This is a genomic window from Marinobacter sp. (genome assembly GCF_041686475.1).
In the GTDB taxonomy this organism is placed as follows: domain Bacteria; phylum Pseudomonadota; class Gammaproteobacteria; order Pseudomonadales; family Oleiphilaceae; genus Marinobacter.
The window spans coordinates 1,524-24,459 of record NZ_JAWLDU010000035.1 but is presented as its reverse complement, the minus strand read 5'-3'; the positions used below and the strand labels follow the sequence as shown (position 1 = coordinate 24,459).

Annotated in this window: 20 protein-coding genes and 2 tRNA genes; 9 read left to right on the top strand and 13 right to left on the bottom strand. The window is 59.2% G+C overall.

The window, feature by feature from the left end:
- Positions 1–81: 81 nt before the first annotated feature.
- The 9 genes from ACESMB_RS09745 to def form a co-directional block, all read right to left on the bottom strand.
- A tRNA-Pro gene (locus ACESMB_RS09745) sits at positions 82–158 on the bottom strand.
- A 20-nt stretch (positions 159–178) separates the two neighbouring features.
- Positions 179–1,249, bottom strand: coding sequence for a Fic family protein (locus ACESMB_RS09740; protein WP_372925357.1), 1,071 nt, complete (start codon positions 1,247–1,249; stop codon positions 179–181).
- A gap of 237 nt (positions 1,250–1,486) precedes the next feature.
- Positions 1,487–1,563, bottom strand: a tRNA-Pro gene (locus ACESMB_RS09735).
- Positions 1,564–1,700: 137 nt separating this feature from the next.
- Positions 1,701–3,782, bottom strand: a complete 2,082-nt coding sequence (gene glyS / locus ACESMB_RS09730; RefSeq protein WP_372971420.1) for a glycine--tRNA ligase subunit beta — start codon at positions 3,780–3,782, stop codon at positions 1,701–1,703.
- Positions 3,783–3,784: 2 nt separating this feature from the next.
- Positions 3,785–4,804, bottom strand: a complete 1,020-nt coding sequence (glyQ, locus tag ACESMB_RS09725) for a glycine--tRNA ligase subunit alpha (RefSeq protein ID WP_372925359.1) — start codon at positions 4,802–4,804, stop codon at positions 3,785–3,787.
- A gap of 128 nt (positions 4,805–4,932) precedes the next feature.
- The gene (trkA, locus tag ACESMB_RS09720; RefSeq protein WP_372925360.1) at positions 4,933–6,336 is read right to left on the bottom strand and encodes a Trk system potassium transporter TrkA; all 1,404 of its coding nucleotides are present in this window, start codon (positions 6,334–6,336) and stop codon (positions 4,933–4,935) included.
- Positions 6,333–7,634 (bottom strand): 16S rRNA (cytosine(967)-C(5))-methyltransferase RsmB, encoded by a 1,302-nt coding sequence (gene rsmB, locus ACESMB_RS09715; protein ID WP_372925361.1) that lies wholly within the window; start codon positions 7,632–7,634, stop codon positions 6,333–6,335. The genes trkA and rsmB overlap by 4 nt, the downstream gene beginning before the upstream one ends.
- The gene (gene fmt / locus ACESMB_RS09710) at positions 7,635–8,570 is read right to left on the bottom strand and encodes a methionyl-tRNA formyltransferase (protein ID WP_372925362.1); all 936 of its coding nucleotides are present in this window, start codon (positions 8,568–8,570) and stop codon (positions 7,635–7,637) included. It abuts the gene before it with no gap.
- Positions 8,571–8,674: 104 nt separating this feature from the next.
- On the bottom strand, positions 8,675–9,178 hold the full coding sequence (gene def / locus ACESMB_RS09705) for a peptide deformylase (protein ID WP_372925363.1): 504 nt from the start codon (positions 9,176–9,178) through the stop codon (positions 8,675–8,677).
- 374 nt (positions 9,179–9,552) lie between these two features.
- Between def and ACESMB_RS09700 the strand changes: the two genes are divergently transcribed.
- The 8 genes from ACESMB_RS09700 (at position 9,553) to ACESMB_RS09665 (ending at position 16,388) form a co-directional block, all read left to right on the top strand.
- Complete coding sequence (locus ACESMB_RS09700) at positions 9,553–10,569, top strand: LysM peptidoglycan-binding domain-containing protein (protein ID WP_372971419.1); 1,017 nt, start codon at positions 9,553–9,555, stop codon at positions 10,567–10,569.
- Positions 10,570–10,699: 130 nt separating this feature from the next.
- Entirely contained in the window at positions 10,700–11,878 is a 1,179-nt protein-coding gene (gene dprA / locus ACESMB_RS09695) for a DNA-processing protein DprA (RefSeq protein ID WP_372925365.1), read from the top strand.
- A gap of 26 nt (positions 11,879–11,904) precedes the next feature.
- A complete protein-coding gene (locus tag ACESMB_RS09690; RefSeq protein WP_372971418.1) occupies positions 11,905–12,480 on the top strand; it encodes an L-threonylcarbamoyladenylate synthase in 576 nt (191 codons plus the stop codon).
- Positions 12,481–12,488: 8 nt separating this feature from the next.
- Positions 12,489–13,415 carry an oxygen-dependent coproporphyrinogen oxidase gene (gene hemF, locus ACESMB_RS09685; RefSeq protein WP_372925367.1) on the top strand — a complete coding sequence of 309 codons (927 nt, stop codon included), beginning with the start codon at positions 12,489–12,491 and terminating at the stop codon, positions 13,413–13,415.
- Positions 13,408–14,235, top strand: coding sequence for a shikimate dehydrogenase (aroE, locus tag ACESMB_RS09680; RefSeq protein ID WP_372925368.1), 828 nt, complete (start codon positions 13,408–13,410; stop codon positions 14,233–14,235). Before hemF ends, aroE begins: the two co-directional genes overlap by 8 nt.
- Positions 14,236–14,332: 97 nt before the next feature.
- The gene (locus tag ACESMB_RS09675) at positions 14,333–15,106 is read left to right on the top strand and encodes a MotA/TolQ/ExbB proton channel family protein (RefSeq protein ID WP_372925369.1); all 774 of its coding nucleotides are present in this window, start codon (positions 14,333–14,335) and stop codon (positions 15,104–15,106) included.
- 3 nt (positions 15,107–15,109) lie between these two features.
- Positions 15,110–15,943 (top strand): flagellar motor protein MotB, encoded by an 834-nt coding sequence (locus ACESMB_RS09670; RefSeq protein ID WP_372971417.1) that lies wholly within the window; start codon positions 15,110–15,112, stop codon positions 15,941–15,943.
- 136 nt (positions 15,944–16,079) lie between these two features.
- The gene (locus tag ACESMB_RS09665; RefSeq protein WP_372971416.1) at positions 16,080–16,388 is read left to right on the top strand and encodes a PA4642 family protein; all 309 of its coding nucleotides are present in this window, start codon (positions 16,080–16,082) and stop codon (positions 16,386–16,388) included.
- A gap of 6 nt (positions 16,389–16,394) precedes the next feature.
- Here ACESMB_RS09665 and ACESMB_RS09660 read toward each other — a convergent pair whose 3' ends face one another.
- The 4 genes from ACESMB_RS09660 to ACESMB_RS09645 all read right to left on the bottom strand — a co-directional run bounded on the left by ACESMB_RS09660 (position 16,395) and on the right by ACESMB_RS09645 (position 20,985).
- Complete coding sequence (locus ACESMB_RS09660) at positions 16,395–18,014, bottom strand: hypothetical protein (RefSeq protein ID WP_372971415.1); 1,620 nt, start codon at positions 18,012–18,014, stop codon at positions 16,395–16,397.
- Positions 17,920–20,097, bottom strand: coding sequence for a glucans biosynthesis glucosyltransferase MdoH (gene mdoH / locus ACESMB_RS09655; protein ID WP_372971414.1), 2,178 nt, complete (start codon positions 20,095–20,097; stop codon positions 17,920–17,922). Before mdoH ends, ACESMB_RS09660 begins: the two co-directional genes overlap by 95 nt.
- Positions 20,098–20,113: 16 nt before the next feature.
- Positions 20,114–20,371, bottom strand: coding sequence for a hypothetical protein (locus ACESMB_RS09650; protein ID WP_372927656.1), 258 nt, complete (start codon positions 20,369–20,371; stop codon positions 20,114–20,116).
- A gap of 77 nt (positions 20,372–20,448) precedes the next feature.
- Positions 20,449–20,985 (bottom strand): gamma carbonic anhydrase family protein, encoded by a 537-nt coding sequence (locus tag ACESMB_RS09645; RefSeq protein ID WP_372971413.1) that lies wholly within the window; start codon positions 20,983–20,985, stop codon positions 20,449–20,451.
- Positions 20,986–21,112: 127 nt separating this feature from the next.
- On the opposite strand from ACESMB_RS09645, the gene ACESMB_RS09640 reads away from it, so the two are divergent.
- On the top strand, positions 21,113–22,936 hold a 1,824-nt coding region (locus tag ACESMB_RS09640; RefSeq protein WP_372971412.1), incomplete at its 3' end, for a M3 family metallopeptidase.

Genomic DNA, 22,936 nt, shown 5'->3' with positions numbered 1-22,936 from the left:
AAAAAGAAAAATCGTTTGAATTCCTGAGGTGTATTACAGGGGGAAGCGGATAATTTTCCGCTTTTTGTCTAAATGCGGGAATGGTCGGCGTGGCAGGATTCGAACCTGCGACCCCTTCGTCCCGAACGAAGTGCGCTACCAAGCTGCGCCACACGCCGATCAACGGCCGGGAAGAGTGTTATGCGCGTTCAAGGAAGAGCGCCATAAGTGCTGAATTGATATAGAAATTGCTGCGGCCTACCTTGGTTTTGTCCAGCAGGCCGATGTTGACCAACTCATCCAGGTATTTGGTGGCGGTGATTCGGCTGACGGTCAGATCCTCCATCACGAACTCGATTTTGGTATACGGGTGGTTGAACAGGTTGTTCAGCAGCTCCTGACGGTAGATTTTCGGGCACTCTTCACGCATGCGATGTTTGGTGTGCTGCATTAGCTCACGAATGTGGCCAATCAGCGTGATAGTCTGCTGAGCGGTTTGACTGACACCCTCCAACATGTAGAGCAGCCAAGGTTCCCAGTTACCGGTATCACGCACGGCTTGTAGTTCCCGGTAATAACCAGCTTTGGTCTGTATCAGGTAGCGGCTGAGATAGAGTACCGGAAGATCAAGCAGATCCTTTGAGACCAGATAGAGCATGTTGATGATGCGCCCGGTTCGGCCGTTGCCGTCGTAGAACGGGTGAATGCTTTCGAACTGGTGATGGACAATGGCCATTTTAATCAGCGGGTCGGCATCGCACAGTTTGTCATCATTTATATAGGCCACCAGATTGTCCATCAGATCCTCGATGTCCCGGGCTGACTGGGGCGGTTCGTACACGACTTCGCCGGTGGCCTGATTTTTAAGGGCGGTGCCCGGGAGCTTGCGCAGGCCCGCCTGGTTTTTCTCCAGGGTTTCCTGAATCAGCAGGATGTCATTCAGCCGAATCAAGCGGGACTTTCGAACACTTCGGAATCCGGCCCGCAGTGCGGCCGCGTAGTCCTGTACCTCTTTGGTTTCCGGCGAGACACTGGCTTCATCTGCCACCATGGCGCGATAGAGATCATCCTGGGTGGTGATGATGTTTTCAATTTCGGAGCTGTGTCGGGCTTCCTGCAAGGTGAGCGTGTTGATCAGTATTTCTTCGTTGGGGATGGTTGCCGATACGCCTTTGAGCTCCGCCAGATAGCGGTGGGCTTCTGCCGCCTTTTTAAGCACGGCACGAGTTTCCCATTGTTCGACGTGATCAAGAGGTAAAGTTGGCAGCACAGAATGTCCTTATTCTAGATTCATGTATAGAAAAACCAAAAATCTATACATGTTTGAGCGAATATGCAAAGGAAACGACGTTTTTCTATGCGTGTGACGTGTCACGCATATAGAAAACTGAAAAATTTATGCACTCCGCTCTGGCCACATGGCCTCGCCAAACTGGCGGAGTTTGATCAGTGTGGTGTTGGCGTCGCTAGCGAATCGGGGAAAATATGACAGAAGAGAGCGGGAAGGTGGTCGGCGTGGCAGGATTCGAACCTGCGACCCCTTCGTCCCGAACGAAGTGCGCTACCAAGCTGCGCCACACGCCGATCAACGGCCGGTATTATACGGATTAGCGGGTTATTTACCAGCCCCCGGACGACATAACGGCATCCGTAGAGTTGCTGAGCCTGCCAAGGCGGACCAGGTATCGGAGGGCCGGTTCAGTGGCCCCCCGATAACCCGGTTAGCCGGCGGTAGGCAGCACGGAGATATCCGCCACCCGCAGGAACAGGTTGCGCAACAGGTTGAGCATGGCCAGACGGTTGGCGCGAACGGCCTCGTCGTCGGCCATGACCATCACTTCGTCAAAGAAGTTGTCCACCGGTTCCCGCAGGCTGGCCAGGGAACTCAGTGCCGTGGCGTAGTCGCCCTTCTCGAACAGTGGCAGCGCCTTTTCCGCCTGTTGGCGGATCTGTTCCGCCAACGCTTTCTCGGCGCTGTCGCGCAACAGGTCGGTATCGATGGTTTCGCCGATGCTGTCACCGCCCTGCTTGGTGAGGATATTGGATACCCGCTTGTTGGCACCGGCCAGGGCCAGGGCTTCCGGCAGCTGGCGGAAGGCTTCCACGGCTTTCACCCGGCGGTCGAAGTCCAGCGGGCGCGTCGGGCGGCGGGCGTGCACCGCGAGATAGACTTCGGCGCTGATGCCCTGCTCTTCATAGTGGGCGCGGAAGCGCTCCAGCATGTAATCCACCACCGTGTTGGCAACATTCGGTTCCGTGATGTTGCCGTGTTCTGCTTCCGCCCACTCGCACAGGGTCTGCAGGTCCAGCGGCAGTTCCCGTTCGATGATGATACGCAACACACCCAGTGACGCACGGCGCAGGCCGAAGGGGTCGCGAGTGCCGGAAGGTGGCTGGTTGATGCCGAACAGGCCCACCAGGGAGTCAATGCGGTCGGCAATGGCCACGGCGCAGCCGGTCAGCGTAGCGGGCAGATGATCGCCGGCATAGCGTGGCATGTACTGTTCGTTCAGGGCGCTGGCCACTTCTTCGTTCTCGCCGTCATTGGCGGCGTAGTACTGGCCCATGATGCCCTGAAGGTCGGTGAACTCCAGCACCATTTCGGTGACCAGGTCGGTCTTGGCCAGCATGGCAGCCCGCTCGGCCAGCACCGGATCGCTGCCGATGGCATCGGCAATTTTGCTGGCCAGGGCGGCGACCCGCAAGGATTTGTCATGGATGCTGCCCAGCTTGTCCTGGAACACGATCGGCTTGAGCTGGTCGATACGATCTTCCAGTCTGGTCTTGCGATCGGTGTCGTAGAAGAAGGCAGCATCGGCCAGGCGCGGGCGGATAACTTTCTCGTTGCCGGAGATTACCTGGCTCGGGTCCTTGCTTTCCAGATTGGCGACGGTGATGAAGAGCGGGAGCATCTTGCCGTCGCCAGAGACCACGTGGAAATATTTCTGGTGTTCCTTCATCGAGGAAATCAGCGCCTCGGCGGGCACATCCAGGAAACGGTCCTCGAAGCGGCCCATCAGCGGCACCGGCCATTCGTTCAGGGCGGTGACTTCGTCCAGCAGGTCCTCATCAATCACGGCTTGCCCGTGGCCTTCATTTTTTGCAAGGGCCATAACGCCGTCGCGAATCTGTTCACGACGTTCGGCAAAGTCGGCAATCACATAGCCCTCCTGGCGCAATACCACCTCGTAGTCACAGGGTTTGGGAACAATCAGCGACTTGGGGCAGTGGAAACGGTGGCCGCGGGTTTTGTTGCCGGGTGTCAGGCCCATGATCGGGGTCTCGATGACTTTGTTGCCAAACAGCATGATGGCCCAGTGTACCGGGCGGACAAATTCGGTGCGGTGAGCGCCCCAACGCATGCGCTTGGGAATGGGCAGCGCTGCCAGAGACTGGTCCACCAGTTCTGGCATCAGCTCCACGGTGGGGCGGCCTTTCTCGATGGTGCGATAGACCACCCAGGCGCCCTTGTCGGTTTCCAGGGTGTCGAGCTGATCCGGCGTTACTCCCAGGGAGGTGGCAAAGCCGGTCAGCGCCCTTGTCGGGTTGCCGGAATCGTCGAAGGCGGCTTTCACGGCCGGGCCGCGCTTTTCCACCGGTTTGTCCGGCTGTGCGTCTTCCAGGTCACGAACCCGCACGGCGAGCCGACGCGGTGCGGCGAAGGCCTCTACCTTGCCATAGTGGATGCCTGCTTCTTCCAGGCCCTTGCTGATGCCACGGGTAAAAGCATCAGACAGTGGCTTGAGGGCTTTGGGGGGCAGCTCTTCGGTGCCCAGTTCAACCAGAAAATCCTGTGTTGCCATGATTACGCGTTCCCCTGTTCCTGCTGAGCCTTTTTCGCTTTCTTGCCCTTCTTGCCTTTTTCATCGGCAGCTTCTGCGGCTGCCAGTACTTCCTTGCGCAACGCCTCTGGCGCCAGCGGGAAGCCAAGTTTGCGGCGGCTGTCGAAGTAAGCCTGGGCTACGGAACGGGCGAGGGTACGAACCCGCAGGATGAACCGTTGACGCTCGGTCACGGAGATCGCATGCCGTGCATCAAGGAGGTTAAAAGTATGGGAGGCCTTGAGCACCTGCTCGTAGGCAGGCAGTGCCAGGCCGGCTTCGATCAGGCGGGCGCTTTCGCGCTCGTGGACATCGAAGCTGTGAAACAGAAATTCGGTATCGGCGTGTTCGAAGTTGTAGGTGGACATCTCCACCTCCTGCTGGTGAAACACGTCGCCGTAGGTAACCACGCCGTCCGGGCCTTCGGTCCACACCAGGTCATAAACGCTGTCGACGCCCTGCAGGTACATGGCGATACGCTCAAGCCCGTAGGTGAGCTCGCCGGTTACCGGGTAGCATTCCAGGCCCCCCACCTGCTGGAAGTAGGTGAACTGGGTCACTTCCATGCCATTGAGCCAGATTTCCCAGCCCAAGCCCCAGGCGCCGAGGGTGGGCGACTCCCAGTTGTCTTCCACAAAGCGGATATCGTGCACCAGCGGGTCCAGCCCCAGCGCTTTCAGGGAATCAAGGTACAGTTCCTGGATGTTATCCGGGGACGGTTTCAGCACCACCTGGAACTGGTAATAGTGCTGCAGGCGGTTGGGGTTTTCGCCGTAGCGGCCGTCGGTGGGGCGGCGGCTGGGCTGAACATAGGCAGCGTTCCAGGTCTCCGGGCCGATGGAGCGCAGGAAGGTGGCGGGGTGGAAGGTGCCGGCCCCCACTTCCATATCCAGTGGCTGAAGCACCACGCAGCCGTGCTGCGCCCAGAAATTCTGCAGGGCCAGAATCAGGCCCTGGAAAGTTTTGATATCCGGCGTGTTTTCGGAAGTTGCCTTGTCTGTCACGACGTTTGCCTGCTGGTCAGTCTGTGTGTGGCGCCCGGGCATCTGGCCGGGGCACGCTGGAAAAAAAGGGGCATTATACGCCTGCCAATCGCGTATTTCTAAGCCAGCTTCACTGGCCTGACTTTGCGCTAGAAGAAGGTCAGCCCTACCTGGAAGAGTTTCTCCACATCCCGTATCCGGGTTTTGTCCACGAGGAACAGGATGACGTGGTCATCCGGTTGAATGCGCAGATGATCGTGGGCAATAAGCACCTCGTTGTGGCGGACGATGGCGCCAATGGTGGTGCCCTGCGGCAGACTGATCTCATCGAGGCGCTTGCCCACCACTTTCGAGGATCGGTGGTCGCCATGGGCGATGGCTTCGATAGCCTCCGCGGCGCCCCTGCGAAGTGAGTGAACGTTTACTACATCGCCGCGGCGAACGTGGGTGAGCAGGCTGCCGATGGTGGTTTGCTGGGGCGAAATAGCCACATCAATGTCGCCACCCTGGATCAGGTCGACGTAATCCGGGTTGTTGATCAGGGTCAGAACCTTGCGGGCACCGAGGCGCTTGGCCAGCAACGAGGCCATGATGTTGGCTTCGTCGTCGTTGGTGACGGCACAGAATACATCGGTGTTTTCGATGTTCTCTTCCAGCAGGATGTCCTTGTTGGCGGCATTCCCTTCCAGTATCACGGTTTTGCGAAGGCTTTCCGACAGCATCACGCAGCGTTCATGATCACGCTCCAGCAGTTTCACCTGGTAGCGGGATTCCAGCGTGTGGGCAAGGCGCTGGCCGATGTTGCCGCCGCCACAGATAAAGATGCGCTTGTAGGGTTTCTCCAGGGGCTGCAGTTCGCTCATGACCGAGCGGATGTGGTCGGAGGCGGCAATAAAGAACACCTCGTCACCGTCTTCAATCACGGTGTTGCCCTGGGGCATGATCGCCCGGTCCTTGCGGAAGATGGCGGCCACCCGGGTCTCGATTCTAGGCATGTGGCTGCGCAGGTACGACAGTTCATGGCCTACCAGCGGCCCGCCTTCGGTGGCACGAATGGCGACCAGCTGTACCAGTCCCTTGGAAAACTCCAGTACCTGCAGGGCGCCCGGGTATTCGATCAGCCGGGTAATGTGCTTGGTGACCAGGTGCTCCGGGCTGATCAGTACGTCGATAGGAAAGCCCCGCAGGCTGTCCAGATCCTTTTTCTGCTCGCGCTGGTAAAACAGTTCCGGTTTTGCCAGGTAGGCGTTGGCGCGGACGCGGCAGATCGTCGTCGGGGTCTTGTACAACAGCTTGGACACCTGGCAGGCCACCATATTGACCTCATCACTGTTGGTGACGGCGATCAGCATGTCGCCGTCCTCAGCACCGGCCTGTCTCAGTACCGTGGGAAAGGACGCCTTGCCCTGGACCGTGCGAATATCCAGCCGGTCCTGAAGTTCCCGCAGGCGGGTACTGTCGCTGTCGATCACGGTGATGTCGTTGGCTTCGTTGGCAAGGTTTTCTGCCAGGGTTCCGCCCACCTGGCCAGCACCGAGAATCAGGATTTTCATGGTAAAGGTTTCTCCAGCACGGCGTAAAAGAATCCATCATGGCTGTCAGGCGCAGGCAGCAACTGGCGGCCTGTTTCCATGTCGCGTCCCCACAGCACATCGGGCTCAACCAGTGCTGCATCATCCTGTTGTTTCAGGAATCGACGGATTATACGGTGATTTTCCTGCGGGAACACGGAACAGGTGGCATAGACCAGACGCCCTCCTGGCGCGAGCACCCGCCACATGGCTTCCAGCAGGCCAAGCTGAATGCTGGCCAGTGGCACAATGTCCGATTCGCGGCGCAACAGCTTGATGTCCGGATGCCGGCGAATCACGCCGGTGGCACTGCAGGGAACGTCCAGCAGGATGCGGTCAAATGGTTGCCCGTCCCACCACTGCTCAGTGTCCGCCGCGTCAGCCTGTTTCAGGGTGGCCACAAGGTCCAGCCGCTCCAGATTTTCCTGTACCCGTGGCAGGCGATCCGCCGACTCGTCAATCGCCACTACCTCCGCCAGTTGTCCGCAGCTTTCAAGGATAGCGCAGGTTTTACCGCCGGGTGCGGCGCAGGCATCCAGCACGCGCTGGCCGGGGGCCAGATCCATGAGCGTGGTGCAGAGCTGGGCCGCTTCATCCTGGACGCTTACCGCGCCGTCAGCAAACCAGGGCAGGCGGTCTACCGGTACAGGGGCAGCCAGCTGGATCCCGTAGGGTGCGTAGCGTGTGGCGGCGGCTTCGATACCGGCGTCCGCCAGATGCTGGAGATAGCTGTCGCGGGTAAAGCGGCGCCCATTGACCCGCAGTATCATGGGGGCCTGGGCGTTGTTGGCGGCAAGAATGGCCTGCCAGTTATGGGGCCAGTTGTGGCGCAGTTTTTCCAGCATCCAGTGGGGATGGCTGAAGCGGGCACTGTCGTCGGGCCAGTCCGGCTCCCCTTCCCGTTCCGCCGCTCGCAGAACTCCGTTGACCAGCCCGGTCAGGTGGGGTTTATCCAGGGCACGGCAGGCTTCCACGGTCTCATTCAGTACCGCATAGGTGGCCTGCTGGCTGAACCGAAGCTGGAACAGGGCCACCAGCATCAGGTGGTGCACTATGCGGTCCGGCTTGCGCAGCGGTTTCTTCAGGCGGGCCTGTAATTCGGCATCAAGGCGATGAAACCAGCGGCAGGTGCCATAACACAGGGCCTGGAGTTGCGGGCGTTCATTGTCTGCAATGTCGTTCAGGGCGGGAGGCAGGCATTGTGACAGTGACTGGCCGTTCTCCACGGATTGCAGAACCCGGGCGGCCACGGCCCGCATTGGCTGGCCCCGGTCACTCATTCAATGGAGCTCCTGGCCAGGCATCAGTAGCTCCTTGCCGCCGTTGATCAGATCACTGGCCGATTGCGGGCGCGAGCCGGGCAGTTGCAGCCGGGTGATTCTCAGGGATTCCAGGCCACAGGCTACGTCGATGCCTTCGCGGCTGCGGTGGATGACAGTGCCCGGGTGCCTGTCGCTGGTATCTTCCAGAATCTCCGCCTGATGAATGCGGACCCGCAAATCGTCGAGATTGGTGTAGGTGCCCGGCCAGGGATTGAAGGCCCGGATCAGCCGGCCAATCGCAGGGGCGTCCAGTGTCCAGTCGATATGCCCTTCTTCCTTACTGAGTTTGTTGGCGTAGCAGGCGCGGGTTTCATCCTGGACTTCGCCACGCAGCTCCCCTTTCCCGAGATGCTCCAGTGCCTTGACGATGGCATCACCACCCATGTCGGCAAGACGGTCATGAAGGCTGCCACCGGTGTCATCATCATTGATCGGGGTAATGGCTTTCAGCAGCATCTCACCGGTGTCCAGGCCGGCGTCCATCTGCATGATGGTGATACCGGTTTCGCGGTCGCCGGCGGCAATGGCCCGCTGGATCGGGGCGGCACCGCGCCAGCGGGGTAACAGGGAAGCATGGATGTTGAGGCAGCCGTGGCGGGGAATATCCAGCACCGCCTGGGGCAGGATCAGCCCGTAGGCGGCTACGATCATTACATCAGCATCCAGTGAGCGCAGTTCTTCCTGGGCTGCCGTGGTTTTCAGGGATTCGGGTTGGAATACCGGGATCCCCGCCTCCAGGGCCACCTTTTTTACCGGGCCGGGGGTGAGCTTGCGGCCGCGGCCGGAAGGCCGGTCGGGCTGGGAATATACGCCAACCACCCGGTGACGGGTTGCCAGCAATGCCTTGAGTGCGGTGGCTGCGAAATCGGGTGTGCCGGCAAAAACAAGTCGCACGGGTATCGTTCTCTGGTTCGTTGAATACGAAAAGACCGGGTTTGCACCCGGTCCCGGTTCACACTCTTGCAGGCGGGCAGTCGGTAACGGCCCGCCTGGCTGATTCAGGCACTCTTCTTGTGGAGCTTTTCCAGTTTCTTGCGAATCCGGGTACGCTTCAGTGAGCTCAGGTAATCCACAAACAGTTTGCCGTTGAGATGATCCATCTCGTGCTGGATACACACTGCCAGCAGGCCCCGGGCTTCCAGCTCAAACGGGTTGCCGTCGCGGCCAATGGCCCGGATCATACAGTGCTCAATCCGTGACACGTCTTCGTAGAAACCCGGCACAGACAGGCAGCCTTCCTGCATGTCTTCAAGCTCACCGTCCAGAACCTCTACCTCGGGGTTGATAAATACCCGTGGCTCGCTCTTGTCCTCGGACAGGTCCATTACAATGATCTGCCTGTGCACGTTGACCTGGGTGGCCGCGAGGCCAATGCCGGGCGCATCGTACATGGTCTCGAACATGTCGTCGATCAGCTTGCGGGTCTCGTCTGTCACCTTGTCGACCGGCTTGGCAATCGTGCGTAAGCGGGGATCCGGGTATTCGAGAATATCTAGTATCATGGCGATCGTACTTTTGGTCTCTGTGTCTGGCTTTCACCGTTATCTTTTGTAACGGTGTGAATACTGTCTCCGAAATGCGACAGCGTACTGCGCATTTTTCCATCCCGTGACTATTATGATCGGGATGAAAGAGCCGGTTTCAACGGGTTAACGCCGTTTATGGTTGTATTATCCCTCAACTCGCTCATTGAGTACAAACTGATCAGCTGATAGTTAAAAACTTTCAACCGTAACGTAGAATTTACTGGAAGAACAAAAGATAACATCACAATTTGCGAGACATCTTCTATAGTAGTGGTATAAAAGGCAGAGTACCGGCTGCATACCAAGAACAGAATCTATCGATTCAAGGCACGCGATCAAGGACTTAAACAATGAGGAAACTGCTGTACGCTCTGGCAGCAAGCATGTTGCTGCTAACTTCCTGGGCCCACGCCGCCCCGGAACTGAGGTCCGATCATCCCGAGCGTTACACTGTCGTGAAGGGTGACACCCTGTGGGATATTTCCGCACGTTTTCTGAATAACCCCTGGTACTGGCCGGAAATCTGGCACGTGAATCCACAGGTCCAGAACCCCCACCTTATATATCCGGGCGATGAGCTGGCACTGGTTTATATCGATGGCGAACCCCGGGTGACCAAGGTGTCCAGTGATCGCGTTGAGAAACTGTCGCCAAAGGTGCGTTCAGAGGCCATCGATACGCCGATTCCGGCTATTCCCCTCGATGCCATCAGCAGCTTCCTCTCAGACACCCGTATTGTTGACGTGGACAAGCTCAACGGTGCGCCTTACGTGCTGGAAGGCGAGGATGGACGTATTATCACCGGCGCTGGCGACAAGATTTATGCCCGTGGCGAAAAGCCGGCGAACAACGTCGGTATTTTCCGCCGCAGCAAGGAATTCCGGGATCCTGAGACCGGCGAATTCCTCGGCCTTGAGGCCCGCAGCATCGCCCGTGGTGAGGTTACTGCAGAAAACAGTGATGTGCTGACGCTCAACCTCAAGCAGTCGAGTGAGGAAGTAAGAATCGGTGACCGCCTGCTGGTCAGCGAAGACCGTCGCATCACTACCAGCTTTGTTCCCAGCTCCCCGGACATCGACATTGAAGGCCAGATGATTTCCGTTGAAGGCGGCGTCAACCAGATTGGTCAGTACGACGTGGTGGCCATCAACCGCGGCGAGCGGGAAGGCCTGGAGCCGGGGAATGTCATGGCGGTTCTCAAGAGCGGTAACCTGGTCAGGGATCCGGTGACCAATGAAACCATTGAGCTGCCCTCCGAGCGCGCCGGGCTGCTGATGGTATTCCAGACCTATGAAAAGATGAGCTACGGCCTTGTCCTGCAGGCCACACGTCCGCTTTCGTTGGGTGACAAGGTAACCAACCCCTGACGGGCTGAACCTCCGCTCTCAGCCCGACAAAAGGAGCCGCTTCGCTGGCTCCTTTTTTATGGCATAATTCCATTCCACCCCGCCAGGAAGGCGAGACCAGCCACTGATATCTGATCCATGGAAGGATGCCATGCCACTGCCCGTTATTGCTCAACCGGACCAGAGCCTGTTCCAGTCTCGTTCCGGGTTCTGGATACTTCTGTCCTGCCTGCCGAAGTTCGGTGCCCGCCGCCAGCAGGCCATACTTGAACATCTGTCGGATTTTCATGAACTGCTATCGCAGAATGCTGCGACCCTGAAAGCACTGGGCCTGGGGACGGAAACCGTCGAAGCCCTTGAAGCCTGGCGCCGCCGGGATAGTGGTCACCCGGTTGTCGCCGGTGCCGAAGCCATCTACCGGGATTGCCTGAAAACTGCCACAAATGTTCTCACCATGGCGGATTCCGACTACCCGGAGCCGTTGAAGCATATCCCGGATCCACCGCTGGTCCTTTTCCTGCGCGGTGATCGAACGCTCCTGGGGCGGGAGCAGATCGGTATAGTGGGCAGCCGCAATGCCACCCGTTCGGGGCTTGAGCATGCCCGTTCATTCGCCGCGGCACTGGGCAGGAAAGGGCTGCTGGTGACCAGTGGCCTGGCCCTGGGCGTTGACGGCGCCGCCCATGCCGGTGCACTCGACGCCGGGTTTCCGACGCTAGCGGTGATTGGCAACGGCGTCGACAAGCCCTATCCCTATCGCCACCGCACGCTCAGTGAGCGTATTGCTGGCGAGGGTGTTATTGTCTCTGAATACCCACCGGGCACCTCTGCGAAGGCCGGGCATTTCCCACGCCGCAACCGCATTATCAGTGGCCTCAGCCGCGGTATTCTGGTGGTGGAAGCGGGGCTGAAAAGTGGCTCCCTGATCACCGCCCGCCTTGCGCTGGAACAGGGACGGGAGGTGTTTGCCGTTCCCGGCTCTGTGCATAACCCGCTGGCGCGGGGATGCCATGACCTGATACGCCAGGGCGCGAAGCTGGTGGAAACCGTGGACGATATCTGCGACGAGCTTGGCGCCTGGTGGAGTACCCAGGGCCAGGGGGGATCGCTCGTGAAAGATCAGGCCAGTCAAACGGAAGACCCGGTTGTGGCAGGGCTGGACTCGCGGGAAATCGCGGTTCTTGAGGCTTTAGGGTATGATCCGAAATCAACCGATGACTTATGTTCAGTGACAGGCCTCCCTGCTGACCAGCTGATGCAGTCGCTGCTGCTCCTTGAGCTCCAGGGGCTGGTAGATGCGGCGCCCGGAGGGTTCCAGCGTATTGCCTGAGCTATATCCAGTGACCTGAAGATCCCATGAAAAAACCGCAGCAACCCCTGTCTGACTGGCACCTTCATTGTGCCCGCCGCACCCTTCTTGGTGGTGGTGTTATTGCTTACCCTACCGAGGCGGTCTGGGGTCTGGGCTGTGATCCCTGGGACCCGGAAGCGGTAGATCGTATTCTTGAACTCAAACAGCGTCCGGTGGAGAAAGGTGTGATCCTTGTGGCGGCCTCCATCGATCAGATACGGTTTCTGCTGGACCCACTGCCACCGGAGCTGCAGGAAAAAGCCATGGCTTACTGGCCCGGCCCGGTTACCTGCCTTCTGCCGGATGTGCTGGAACAGATTCCGGATCAGGTCAGAGGGCGCCATAGGTCCATTGCGGTTCGTGTCAGTGACCATCCGGTTGTGCGTGCGTTATGCGAGACAGCCGGTTTCCCGCTGGTTTCCACCTCCTGCAATCCCGCCGGTCGGCAGCCGGCGCGCACTTCCTGGCAGGTGCGTCGCTACTTCGAGGGTCAGCTGGACTGGCTGGTGCCGGGGCAACTGGGCGGAAACCGGAAACCCAGCCGTATTATCGATATCGTCAGCGGAAACCAACTGCGTTAGGAGACTTCATGCCAGAGCAACCGGACAGTAATGCCGTTAAACACTACCTGCTGGGACTGCAGGAGCAGATCTGCCAGCGGCTGGCAGCGGTTGATGGCAGGGCCGGCTTTGCAACCGATGCCTGGGACCGACCCGAAGGTGGCGGCGGAATCAGCCGGGTGATCACGGACGGCGAGGTGTTCGAGAAAGGCGGCGTCAACTTTTCCCATGTGATGGGTGCAACCATGCCTGCCTCGGCCACCGCTCACCGGCCCCACCTGGCGGGTGCACCCTGGCAGGCCATGGGGGTTTCCCTGGTAATGCATCCCCACAACCCCTACGTGCCCACCTCCCATGCCAATGTCCGGTTTTTCGTGGCGACACCGGAAAATGCCGAGCCGGTCTACTGGTTTGGCGGTGGTTACGACCTCACACCCTATTACGGTTATGACGAAGACTGCGTGCACTGGCACCGGGTGGCCAAAGCCGCCTGCGATCCATTTGGCAAGCAGATGTACCGGGATTACAAGCACTGGTGCGACGACTATTTCTACCTCAAGCACCGGGATGAGCCCAGGGGCGTCGGCGGGCTGTTTTTTGATGATCACAATACCGGGGATTTCGGCCGCGATTTTGCACTGATGCAATCCGTGGGCGACAGTTTCATCGACGCCTACGAACCCATTGTGCAGCGCCGCAAGGATACGCCCTGGGGTGACCGTGAACGCGATTTCCAGCTCTATCGCAGGGGCCGGTATGTGGAGTTCAATCTGGTGTATGACCGCGGCACCCTGTTTGGCCTGCAGTCCGGCGGCCGCACCGAATCCATTCTGATGTCATTACCCCCGCTGGTGCGCTGGGAATACAGTTATGCGCCCGAGCCGGGCTCGCAAGAGGCGCGGCTGACGGAGCATTTCCTCACCGGCCGGGACTGGCTGGAGAACACTGATGAATAACGATCTTTACGCCGTGGTGGGCAACCCCATCAGCCACAGTAAATCGCCCCGTATCCACAGCCTGTTTGCCAGCCAGACCGGCGAGCAGCTGGAATACACGGCTATCCAGGCGCCTGAAGACGATTTTGCCGGTACCGTTACCGACTTCTTCCAGCGCGGTGGCAAGGGGCTGAACGTCACTGTTCCGTTCAAGGAGCAGGCCTGGAAGCTGGCGGACCGACGCACTGAAAGGGCGGAACTGGCCGGGGCTGCCAACACTCTTTACATTAGCAGTGAAGGCTTACTGACCGCCGATAATACGGATGGCAAAGGCCTGGTAACAGACCTTGCTGCAAACCACTACGTCACGCTGGCAGGCAAACGTATTCTGGTGCTGGGTGCCGGCGGGGCTGTACGCGGCGTGCTGGGGCCATTGCTTGCAGAGCAGCCGTCGGCCGTGGTCATCGCCAATCGCACCGTCGCCAGAGCTGAGGGACTGGTTGCATTGTTTGAACCCGTTGCAGGGCCAACCCGATTGGAGGCCTGCGGATTCGAACAGCCCTCTGAGCCGTTTGACCTCATCATCAATGGCACCAGTGCCAGCCTGCAGGGTGATTTGCCGCCGGTATCCGCAAATGTGATCGGTGCCGGCACTATCGTTTACGACATGATGTATTCTCTGCAGACCACAACGTTCAACCAGTGGGCGCTGGAACAGGGCGTCACGCGGGTCTTTGATGGTCTGGGCATGCTGGTCGAGCAGGCGGCGGAGTCTTTCCGGATATGGCGCGGCGTAAGCCCGCAGACCCGGCCGGTGATCGACAAATTGCGAAACGACTGAGCCCAACCCGGCTGCGTGGGCTATGCTCTGCAGGTGTAAAGGATTCCCGAAAGTCGCTTCAAGGGTTTCTCTAAAGGTCTCGGATTAAAGGTATCTGATGGATATTCTCACCCTAGTGGGGCTGGTCGCAGGCGTTCTGATTGTTGTGTTCGCCATGCTGGCCAACGCATCGATTCTTACCTTCTTCAATCTTCCCGGGCTGGCGATCGTGTTGGGTGGCACTTTTGCCGTAACCCTTATCAAGTTTCGTTTGCCTTCGGTCATGAGCGCCTTCCGGCTGGCATTTGCTGCGGCATTCACAGAGCGGGTGGAACGACCGGCGGAACTGATCCGTGAAGCTGGCGCGCTGGCAATGGTGGTTCGCAAGGAAGGTATTCTGGGCCTGGAAAACCATGACACCAGCAACGATTTTCTGCGCAAGGCCATCAATCTTTGCGTGGATGGGCATCCACCGGAACTGGTCGAAGAGGCGCTGGCCCAGGAAACCCAGCAGACTGCCGAACGGTACGACGTGGCGGAGCGGGTGTTCCGGGGCATTGGTGAATCCGCCCCGGCGATTGGCATGCTGGGCACTCTGGTGGGCCTGGTGCAGATGCTCAACACCCTTGACGACCCTTCATCCATCGGCCCGGCAATGGCCATTGCTCTGCTGACCACGCTTTACGGTGCCTTTATCGCCCAGCTGATTGCCCTGCCCCTGGCCGACAAACTCCAGCTCAAAGCGGAAGACGAGGCCCGCAATCAGTTACTGATCACCACCTCCATACGCAATATCATGCGCGGGGAAAACCCGCGGGTAATGACCGAATTGCTGTCCTCCTTCGTGACCCCGGAACAGCGTACCAACCTTGCCCCGGAGCGGGAGGCATAGGTAGTGATTGTGCGCCAGCCAGTGAAAAAGAGGAAACCCGGCCGCGGCTCTCCGGCCTGGATCGTCACCTTCGCCGACCTGGCCACGTTGCTGCTGACGTTTTTTATCCTGTTGCTCTCCTTTGCGGAGATGGATATCGAAAAATACCGCGCCATGGCGAATTCCATGGCGGTTGCTTTTGGCAGCAACCAGGTGCTCTCCGATGACGTTGGCGGGTCGCCCCTGACGCTGATTGAGTCAGACACCGTGTCCCTGCCGGAACCCACGGACACCGCCACCAGTGAACCGGAATTTATTGATGAGCGTGCCGAGGGCGATGCCCCCACGAAGATTTCCGCCGGGATCATTGAGCTGGCAAGCCGCATGATTCAGGAGCTGGAGTCGGAAGTGGCATCGGAGGCGCTGAATGTCACCTACGATGAAACCCGGGTGGTGATCCGTTTTTCCGAGGAGGCCACTTTCCGTTCCGGCGAGGCCGCCATCAAGCCAGAAATGATCCCCATCATAGATCGGGTGGTTGATGTACTGGCGGGCTGCACCGGCGATGTGCTGGTAGCCGGTTACACGGATGACCGACCTATATCCAGCGGTCGCTACCGCTCCAACTGGGACCTGTCTGCGGCACGGGCGGTTTCCGTCGTCCACGAGCTGGTGCTGAACCGTGAGGTGCCGGCGGAGCGGGTGGTGGCTGCTGGCCGCGCGGAAACCAATCCCCTGGCGCCGAACGACAGCGACGAAAACCGGGCCAGAAACCGGCGGGTGGAGATTGCCATCCGCGATCCGGAGTGCGACGACAGTATTGCAACCGAGCAGTTGCCGGTAGAGATCATGCCATAGCGGCGCCTTATGCCTGACAGGCAGACTCTCATAGTCAATTCATATAACTCCCCCGCGTTCAGATCTTTATACTGTGCTGCCTCGATGGAACACATTCATCGATTTTATCTGTCGATATAAAAGGGCCAGAGCAATTATGAGCGGACCAGACAAGCCGAAAGTCATTGGTGAGGAATGGAGTGACGAGCGGGTCAAGAGTTTTCTGGCGATCACGCCGTACGACAGCCACATCAATGCTGACTTCAACGCACTGATCAAAGCGTATCAGGCGATGATTGCCGAGGATTTCGATCGTTTTGTCGGGTTTTTTGTGGAAGCGGGCAGGGATATCAATGCCGTGGATGAAAGCGGCGACACCATTCTGGATCTGGTTTCCCGGCATCGCCGCAGTACGGCCTATGCAGAAACCCTGAAAAAGGCCGGGGCGAAATCAGCGGCAGAGTGAGTGACATCAGTTTTCAATGGCTTCGCTGGCAGAAATTTCCATCACTTCAGGAAGGGCCCCGAACTGCTGCTGGAGAAAGGGGCGGAAATCCGCCATGGTGGGGCCTTCACGGTCTGTTTCCGGCTGCGCACCCCAGCGGAATCCCGGTAATCCACGGGCGTTTTCGCCGGTGGCGACAAAGGGTGACAGCAGATCGGGATCGGCACTGATAATGTGTACCACCACATCACGGCTGGCGTCCTCGCCGGTGATCAGTGGCGCGGCCTGATGGTCGCCAAGCAGTACCAGCATTGTCCGGTCATCCACATGGCGGGTTGCGTATTCGGTGGCTACCTTCAGGGCATAATCCAGGGCAAGGGCATAGTGTTCCCGCACCCTTTCCGAATCACGCCACAGGCTTGCCGGTGCTTCTCCGCTGTTCTCCCAACGCCTGAACGTCTCGCCGTCGCCGATGCTGTCCCAGTCTTCCAGTACTGGTAGCACCGGCACCCAGGGAGCATGGCTACTTATCAGTGCCAGTTCCGCGAACAGGGGCGCACCGGCCTGTTCGCGGATCTGCCGCTGGAACCAGGACCAGGTGTACTGGTCCGGCATGGTGACCCAGTTGAGTGCCGGGCCCCGGTAATCCATGGTGGAGGATTCGTAGATCCGGTTGTAGCCGAAGGCCCGGCCCTCAGGCCAGTCTTTGGTGATGGCCGGCATTACGGCGACGGTGTCGTGGCCGGTTGTATCCAGATCATCAATCAGCGTGGGAAAATCGCTGGCCAGGAATATCTCGTAATCCAGCTGGGTTTTTATCCATTGGCCGCTGAGCAGGCTGGTGTGCGCCAGCCAGGACTGGCCCCCCTGAACCGGCGAACCCAGGCGGCCGGTCACAATATGCAGGCCGGCGTCCGCCAGTGCCAGTTCCATCTGCTCCAGACGGCTGCCAATCAATGGCCGGTATCTCGGGTCGGTGACCGCCGAAATGCCGTAGGATTCGATAAAACCAAGGATCACATCGGTGTCTGCCAGGCCGGCCAGAGCGGCAGTCTGTCCGGCAACGGGGTTGTTCTCCAGGTAGTGCCGGAAAGCCGCCGAGGACCTGTGGGTATCCGCCGCCAGCTGGACCTGTCGGGCCGTGAGCTGGGAGGCGCTCAGCCCGACAGCAGGCTGGGGAAGCCATGATACCGCGAGCATTACAACGCCTGCGGATACTACCCAGCGGCCTGCACTGGCTGGAGCCGCGGGACCGAGCCGCGATAACAGGCGGGCCACACCGCTTCCCAAGCCGGCAAAAACAAGCACAAACCCCAGAATGACCAGTAGTGACAGCGCCAGGCCAAGGTTGCCGAGCATCAGATCGAAGACCGACCCGGCCGCACCCAGTTCCAGGTAAAGGTTAAACGGTCTCCCGAGGCTCTGCCGGACCAGAACATCGCCCAGCGCAAAGAAAGCCAGCACTGCATACACAGTGCCAACGGCCGCGGCCAGTAAACGCTTAGCCCTGCCGCCTGGCAATACCGTGAAGAGCCCACACAGCAAAAGGGCATCAGCCGCAATCCACGGCACCCAGGGATAACGCGGGAGAAGCAGCGCCAGGAACAGGGCGTTGAGCAGTAATATGGTGACTATCAGTCGTTTCAAATGGTTCTCCGGTGAATAGCCCGGTATCGGGGGCCAGTGACGCGATCCGGCGGCCCCAATAGCTCTGGCTGCCAGCTTGCCAGGCAGCGTTATGCAGGCTGGACAGCGCCCGGCGGTCCTGGCACAGCAGGCTTAACTGCCAGCGCTCCAGTTCGTCGGGGCCATGCTCAAGACAATGTTGGAGAATGGCCGCCGTGTTCCGTTCCGGGCGGGTTCGGGCAAGCTGCCTGTGTAGCGCATTCATTGTTGGTGACAGCACCGCCTGCTGAATGTTCGACAGGCCCAGACTATCCGGCAGCAGGAGCACGATACCCGCCCTGGCCTCCCGGATCATCTGTCCGGGCCTGACGCCTTCCGGTGTCGACAGCAAACACCCGCTGGCAACAGCACGCCCGGCTGATCTGTTGCCAAGCAGCACCGACGTGGGCGCAGCCAGCAGCAGGGGAATCATAACCGGCAATGACCACAGGATCAGCAGTGGCGGGCCGTACCAGCCGGCAACACCGAACCAGCACAGGGCGACACCAATACCGACCCGGTGTTCACTGAACGCCCGTTGCCATCCGGTCTCTTCGTGGCGGTTCTGCCCTGCCCATTGCACAGGAACATTGATCAGGGCGTAAAGCACCGAACGGGTGTGGGCCAGCATTTTCAGCGGGGCCAGCAGTAGCGATGTGGTGGCTTCAAGCAGTGCACTGAGAATCAGCCTGGCCTTACCGCCGAACAGGGCAGATTGTCGGTTGACGAAGATATCGGCAATCGCAAGAACCCGCGGCAGGAACAGCAGGCCCAGGGTGCTGAGGCCAAGACCGATAGCCCAGGGCGTTGCTGCGCCAGACAACAGTGGTGCTGTGGTTTCCGACTGCATGACGCGGGTTGCCGTGATCATGGTCAGAGCCACAAAGAGCAGCCACAACGGAGACGCCAGATAGGACATGATTCCATTCACAAATGCCATGCGGTGAGCGAACCGGAGTTTCGGCGTGGTCAACAGAATCCAGAGATGCTGCAGATTACCCCGTGCCCAGCGATGGTCGCGGATCAGTTCATCTTCCAGGGTCGGGGGCGACTCCTCGTAGCTGTGTTGTAATGACGGCTCCAGCCATACTTCATAGCCGGCTCTTCCCAGGTAGGCTGCCTCGACGAAGTCATGGCTGATGATCGGCCCGCTGAACAGCCCGGGGCCGGGGAGCTTGCGCAGTCCGCAGTGCCTCATGAAGGCGTCTGTGCGGATAATGGCATTGTGGCCCCAGTAGGCGGCATCCCCCATCTGGACCGCAGCCAGACCAGTTGCAAATAGGGGGGAATAGACACGGCTGGCGAATTGCTGCAGCCGGGCAAACAGGGTCCGGGCGCGAATCACCACCGGGCTGGTCTGGATAATGCCCACATCGGGCTCTTTCTCCATCAGCCGCACCAGTCTGAGTAGTGTATCTCCCCCTAGCAGGCTGTCAGCGTCCAGCACGGCCATGTAACGGTACCGCCGACCCCAGCGCCGGAGGAAGTCCGCAATGTTGCCACTCTTGTAGTTCAGACTGATCGTGCGCCTGCGATAGAACAGCCTGTCGCCCGCATCCAGTTCCTGGCAGAGCGCCTGCCATGCTGCCTGCTCGGCGAGCCAGACCTCGGGATCCCGGGTGTCGGAGAGAATGTAGAAATCGAAGTGCTGCAGTGTTTCCTGGCGCTCAAGTTCCCGATAAACGGCCCGCAGCCCTGACAGCGTCCGCTCAACCGGTTCGTTACAAATGGGGACGACTATGGCAGTGGGCGCCAGGGCCGTTTTACCGAGGGATTCTTCAGTATGACGCCTGGCCAGGCTGTAACGGTCGCCGCCGGTTCTGCGAACCAGGAAACCGAAAACCGCGGTCCAGCAACCCACGGCAATCCAGCCATGGAGCAGGGCAAACAGACTGATCAGCAAGGTGTCCGGGAGGCGCCCGATTTCGAGCGGCATTATCCATGTCAGAGCCACCACGGCGGAAGCTGTCTGGCACAGGACCAGAACCGCCAGTAATGTTCTCCGGAAGGAGGCTGCCCTCCGCCATCGCGCAGGCCGGATGTTGCGGGGGGCGCCTTTTTCCATATTCCATCCACACTGGCTAACGGGCATTGGGCCAGTAGCCGATGCTTCCCCGCTGCACTCTGGGTGCAGGGCGGGACACATCGGAAGAGGGAATATCCAGGTACGCTGGTGCCAGTTCCAGAGCGCGGCCTACGTCACTGCCCCGGCCTTCGGATGCCACGGCGGACACCAGCGCCCTCGCCTGCCTCTGCCGCTCGGGAGACAGCTCGATACCACAAGCACTCAGGTACGCAAGAACTCGTTCAAACAGCGGTTGATGCAATGGTGCTTTCATAATGAGTACCTCTTTTCAGATGGAGTACAACATAGGCAGATACGCTGGCAATGGCCGTTTCAGATTAAACTGCCGGATTAAACCTCGTTCAGGTATTCGTCCTTGAGCTTGACGTAATTACTGGCGGTGTAGCGGAAAAAGGTTTTCTCGTTATCCGTAAGCGCCCGCGCCTGACGACAGGGTGAACCCACATAGAGATATCCGGATTCCAGGGTTTTACCTGGCGGTACCAGACAGCCAGCGGCGACAATCACCTCGTCTTCAATCACCGCACCGTCCATGATAATGCAGCCCATGCCAACCAGCACCCGGTTGCCAACGGTGCAGCCATGCAAAAGTGCCTTGTGGCCGATGGTGACGTCATCACCAATGATCAACGGCCAGCCGCCGGGATTGAAGTCGCTGGCATGGGTGATGTGCAGCACCGACCCATCCTGGACACTGCAGCGGTTACCGATGCGGATCTTGTGCATGTCACCGCGCACCACGGTCATTGGCCATATCGAAACGTCATCACCTGTCTGGACATCCCCGATGACCACCGCACTGGGATCAATCCAGGCGCGTTGTCCAAATTGTGGCGTGTTACCCTTGTGTGTTCGTACATTAGACATTACATATACCTATGTAGCGTTTACCCGGAGGCTCGGGGCACCTGTGGAAAGGCCTCCCCACAGGTGCCTTCCCCCGAAGTTTAACACTCGAAGCTACCTGACAAATTAATGGCTGAGAAGGGGACTTATGAACAACCCGTTACTGACCGATGACCTGTTGCCGAGATTTGACCATGTTCGCACCGAGCACATGGAACCGGCAATTGACCAGATTCTCAGCGAAAACCGCATGAAAATCTCTCAAATAGCGCAGCAGGAGCACCCCACCTGGGAAACCCTGGCGCAGCCGATGCAGGCAACCGAGGACCGGCTGGAAAGGGCCTGGTCAGTGATCTCCCACCTTAACGGTGTGATGAACAACGACGATCTGCGCAAAGTGTACAAGAACTGTCTGGAAAAACTCACGGAATACAGTACTGAGTTGAGCCAGAATGCCGAGCTCTGCGGCGCCTATAAAAAACTTGCCGAAAGCGACGAATTCAGCAAGCTGAGTGAAGCCCAGCGCAAGTCCGTGGAAAACACCCTGCGGGACTTCCATCTTGGTGGTGTCGACCTGCCGGAGGAGAAGAAAAAGCGGTACGCGGATCTTTCAATGGAGCTCTCGGAGTTGTCCAACCGCTTCAGCGATAACGTGCTGGATGCTACCCAGCACTGGTTCAGACACATTACCAATGTGGAGGAGCTGGCGGGTGTCCCCGAATCTGCATTGGACGGTGCCAAGCAGGCAGCGCGGCAGAAGGATCTTGATGGCTACGTCATCACGCTGGATTTCCCGAGCTTTTATCCGGTACTGACCTACTGCGAGAACCGGGACCTGCGCCGCGAGGTCTATGAGGCCTTTGTCACCCGTGCCTCCGATATGGGCCCGGACGCCGGTACCTGGGACAATACGCCAGTGATGGCGGAAATTCTCAAGCGCCGCCATGCCATGGCGCAGCTGCTGGGTTTCAACAATTACGCCGAGCGCTCCCTGGCCACCAAGATGGCCCGCAGCGTGGACGAGGTTCTGGATTTCCTGAACCAGTTGGCGGCCAAGTCCAAACCCATGGCCGAGCAGGAATTTGCTGACCTGAAAGCGTTTGCCAAAGACACCTATGGTGTAGAAGACCTGCAGGCCTGGGACATCGGTTACTTCAGCGAGAAGCTGCGTCATCAGCGCTATGATATCTCGCCGGAAACCCTGCGCCCCTGGTTCCCGGTCGACAAGGTAGTGCCCGGCCTGTTCGCTGTTGCCGAGAGACTGTTCGACGTGCAGATTGAAGCCAGGCCCGACGTGGAAACCTGGCACCCGGATGTCACGGCCTATTGCATCAGCCGCCACGGCGAGCCGCTGGCCTGGTTCTACTTCGACCTCTTTGCGCGCCAGGGCAAACGCGGTGGCGCCTGGATGGCAGACTGCCGGGTCCGCTGGCGCAACCTTCGCGGCCAACTGCAGCTGCCGGTGGCCTTCCTGACCTGTAACTTCACGCCGCCGGTGAATGGCAAGCCGTCGCTGCTGACCCACGACGAAGTCACCACCCTGTTCCATGAGTTCGGCCACGGCCTGCACCACATGCTGACCCAGGTCGACGTACTGGACGTATCCGGAATCAACGGCGTGGCCTGGGATGCCGTGGAACTGCCCAGCCAGTTCCTGGAAAACTGGTGCTGGAACCCGGAGTCCCTGGCCCTGATCGCCTCCCACTACAAAACTGGCGAGCCGCTACCAGAGGATCTGCTGCAGAAAATGCTGGCGGCCAAGAACTTCCAGTCCGGCATGGCCATGGTCAGGCAACTGGAGTTCTCGTTGTTTGATTTCCGCCTGCACGCGGAATTCAGCAACGAAGCGCCCACCAACCCGCTGGAGATGCACCGCAAGGTGCGCAGCGAAATCGCGGTGGTGCAAGCCCCGGCGTTCAACCGCTTCCCCAACAGCTTCTCCCACATCTTCTCAGGGGGTTACGCTGCGGGT

Bases quoted from the DNA above. Each gene is read 5' to 3' on its own strand.
- aroE (WP_372925368.1), top strand. From the start codon at position 13,408: ATGAATAACGATCTTTACGCCGTGGTGGGCAACCCCATCAGCCACAGT.
- ACESMB_RS09675 (WP_372925369.1), top strand. From the start codon at position 14,333: ATGGATATTCTCACCCTAGTGGGGCTGGTCGCAGGCGTTCTGATTGTT.
- ACESMB_RS09665 (WP_372971416.1), top strand. From the start codon at position 16,080: ATGAGCGGACCAGACAAGCCGAAAGTCATTGGTGAGGAATGGAGTGAC.
- trkA (WP_372925360.1), bottom strand. From the start codon at position 6,336: ATGAAAATCCTGATTCTCGGTGCTGGCCAGGTGGGCGGAACCCTGGCA.
- dprA (WP_372925365.1), top strand. From the start codon at position 10,700: ATGCCACTGCCCGTTATTGCTCAACCGGACCAGAGCCTGTTCCAGTCT.
- mdoH (WP_372971414.1), bottom strand. From the start codon at position 20,097: ATGGAAAAAGGCGCCCCCCGCAACATCCGGCCTGCGCGATGGCGGAGG.
- ACESMB_RS09700 (WP_372971419.1), top strand. From the start codon at position 9,553: ATGAGGAAACTGCTGTACGCTCTGGCAGCAAGCATGTTGCTGCTAACT.
- ACESMB_RS09690 (WP_372971418.1), top strand. From the start codon at position 11,905: ATGAAAAAACCGCAGCAACCCCTGTCTGACTGGCACCTTCATTGTGCC.
- hemF (WP_372925367.1), top strand. From the start codon at position 12,489: ATGCCAGAGCAACCGGACAGTAATGCCGTTAAACACTACCTGCTGGGA.
- rsmB (WP_372925361.1), bottom strand. From the start codon at position 7,634: ATGAGTGACCGGGGCCAGCCAATGCGGGCCGTGGCCGCCCGGGTTCTG.
- glyS (WP_372971420.1), bottom strand. From the start codon at position 3,782: ATGGCAACACAGGATTTTCTGGTTGAACTGGGCACCGAAGAGCTGCCC.
- ACESMB_RS09645 (WP_372971413.1), bottom strand. From the start codon at position 20,985: ATGTCTAATGTACGAACACACAAGGGTAACACGCCACAATTTGGACAA.
- def (WP_372925363.1), bottom strand. From the start codon at position 9,178: ATGATACTAGATATTCTCGAATACCCGGATCCCCGCTTACGCACGATT.
- ACESMB_RS09650 (WP_372927656.1), bottom strand. From the start codon at position 20,371: ATGAAAGCACCATTGCATCAACCGCTGTTTGAACGAGTTCTTGCGTAC.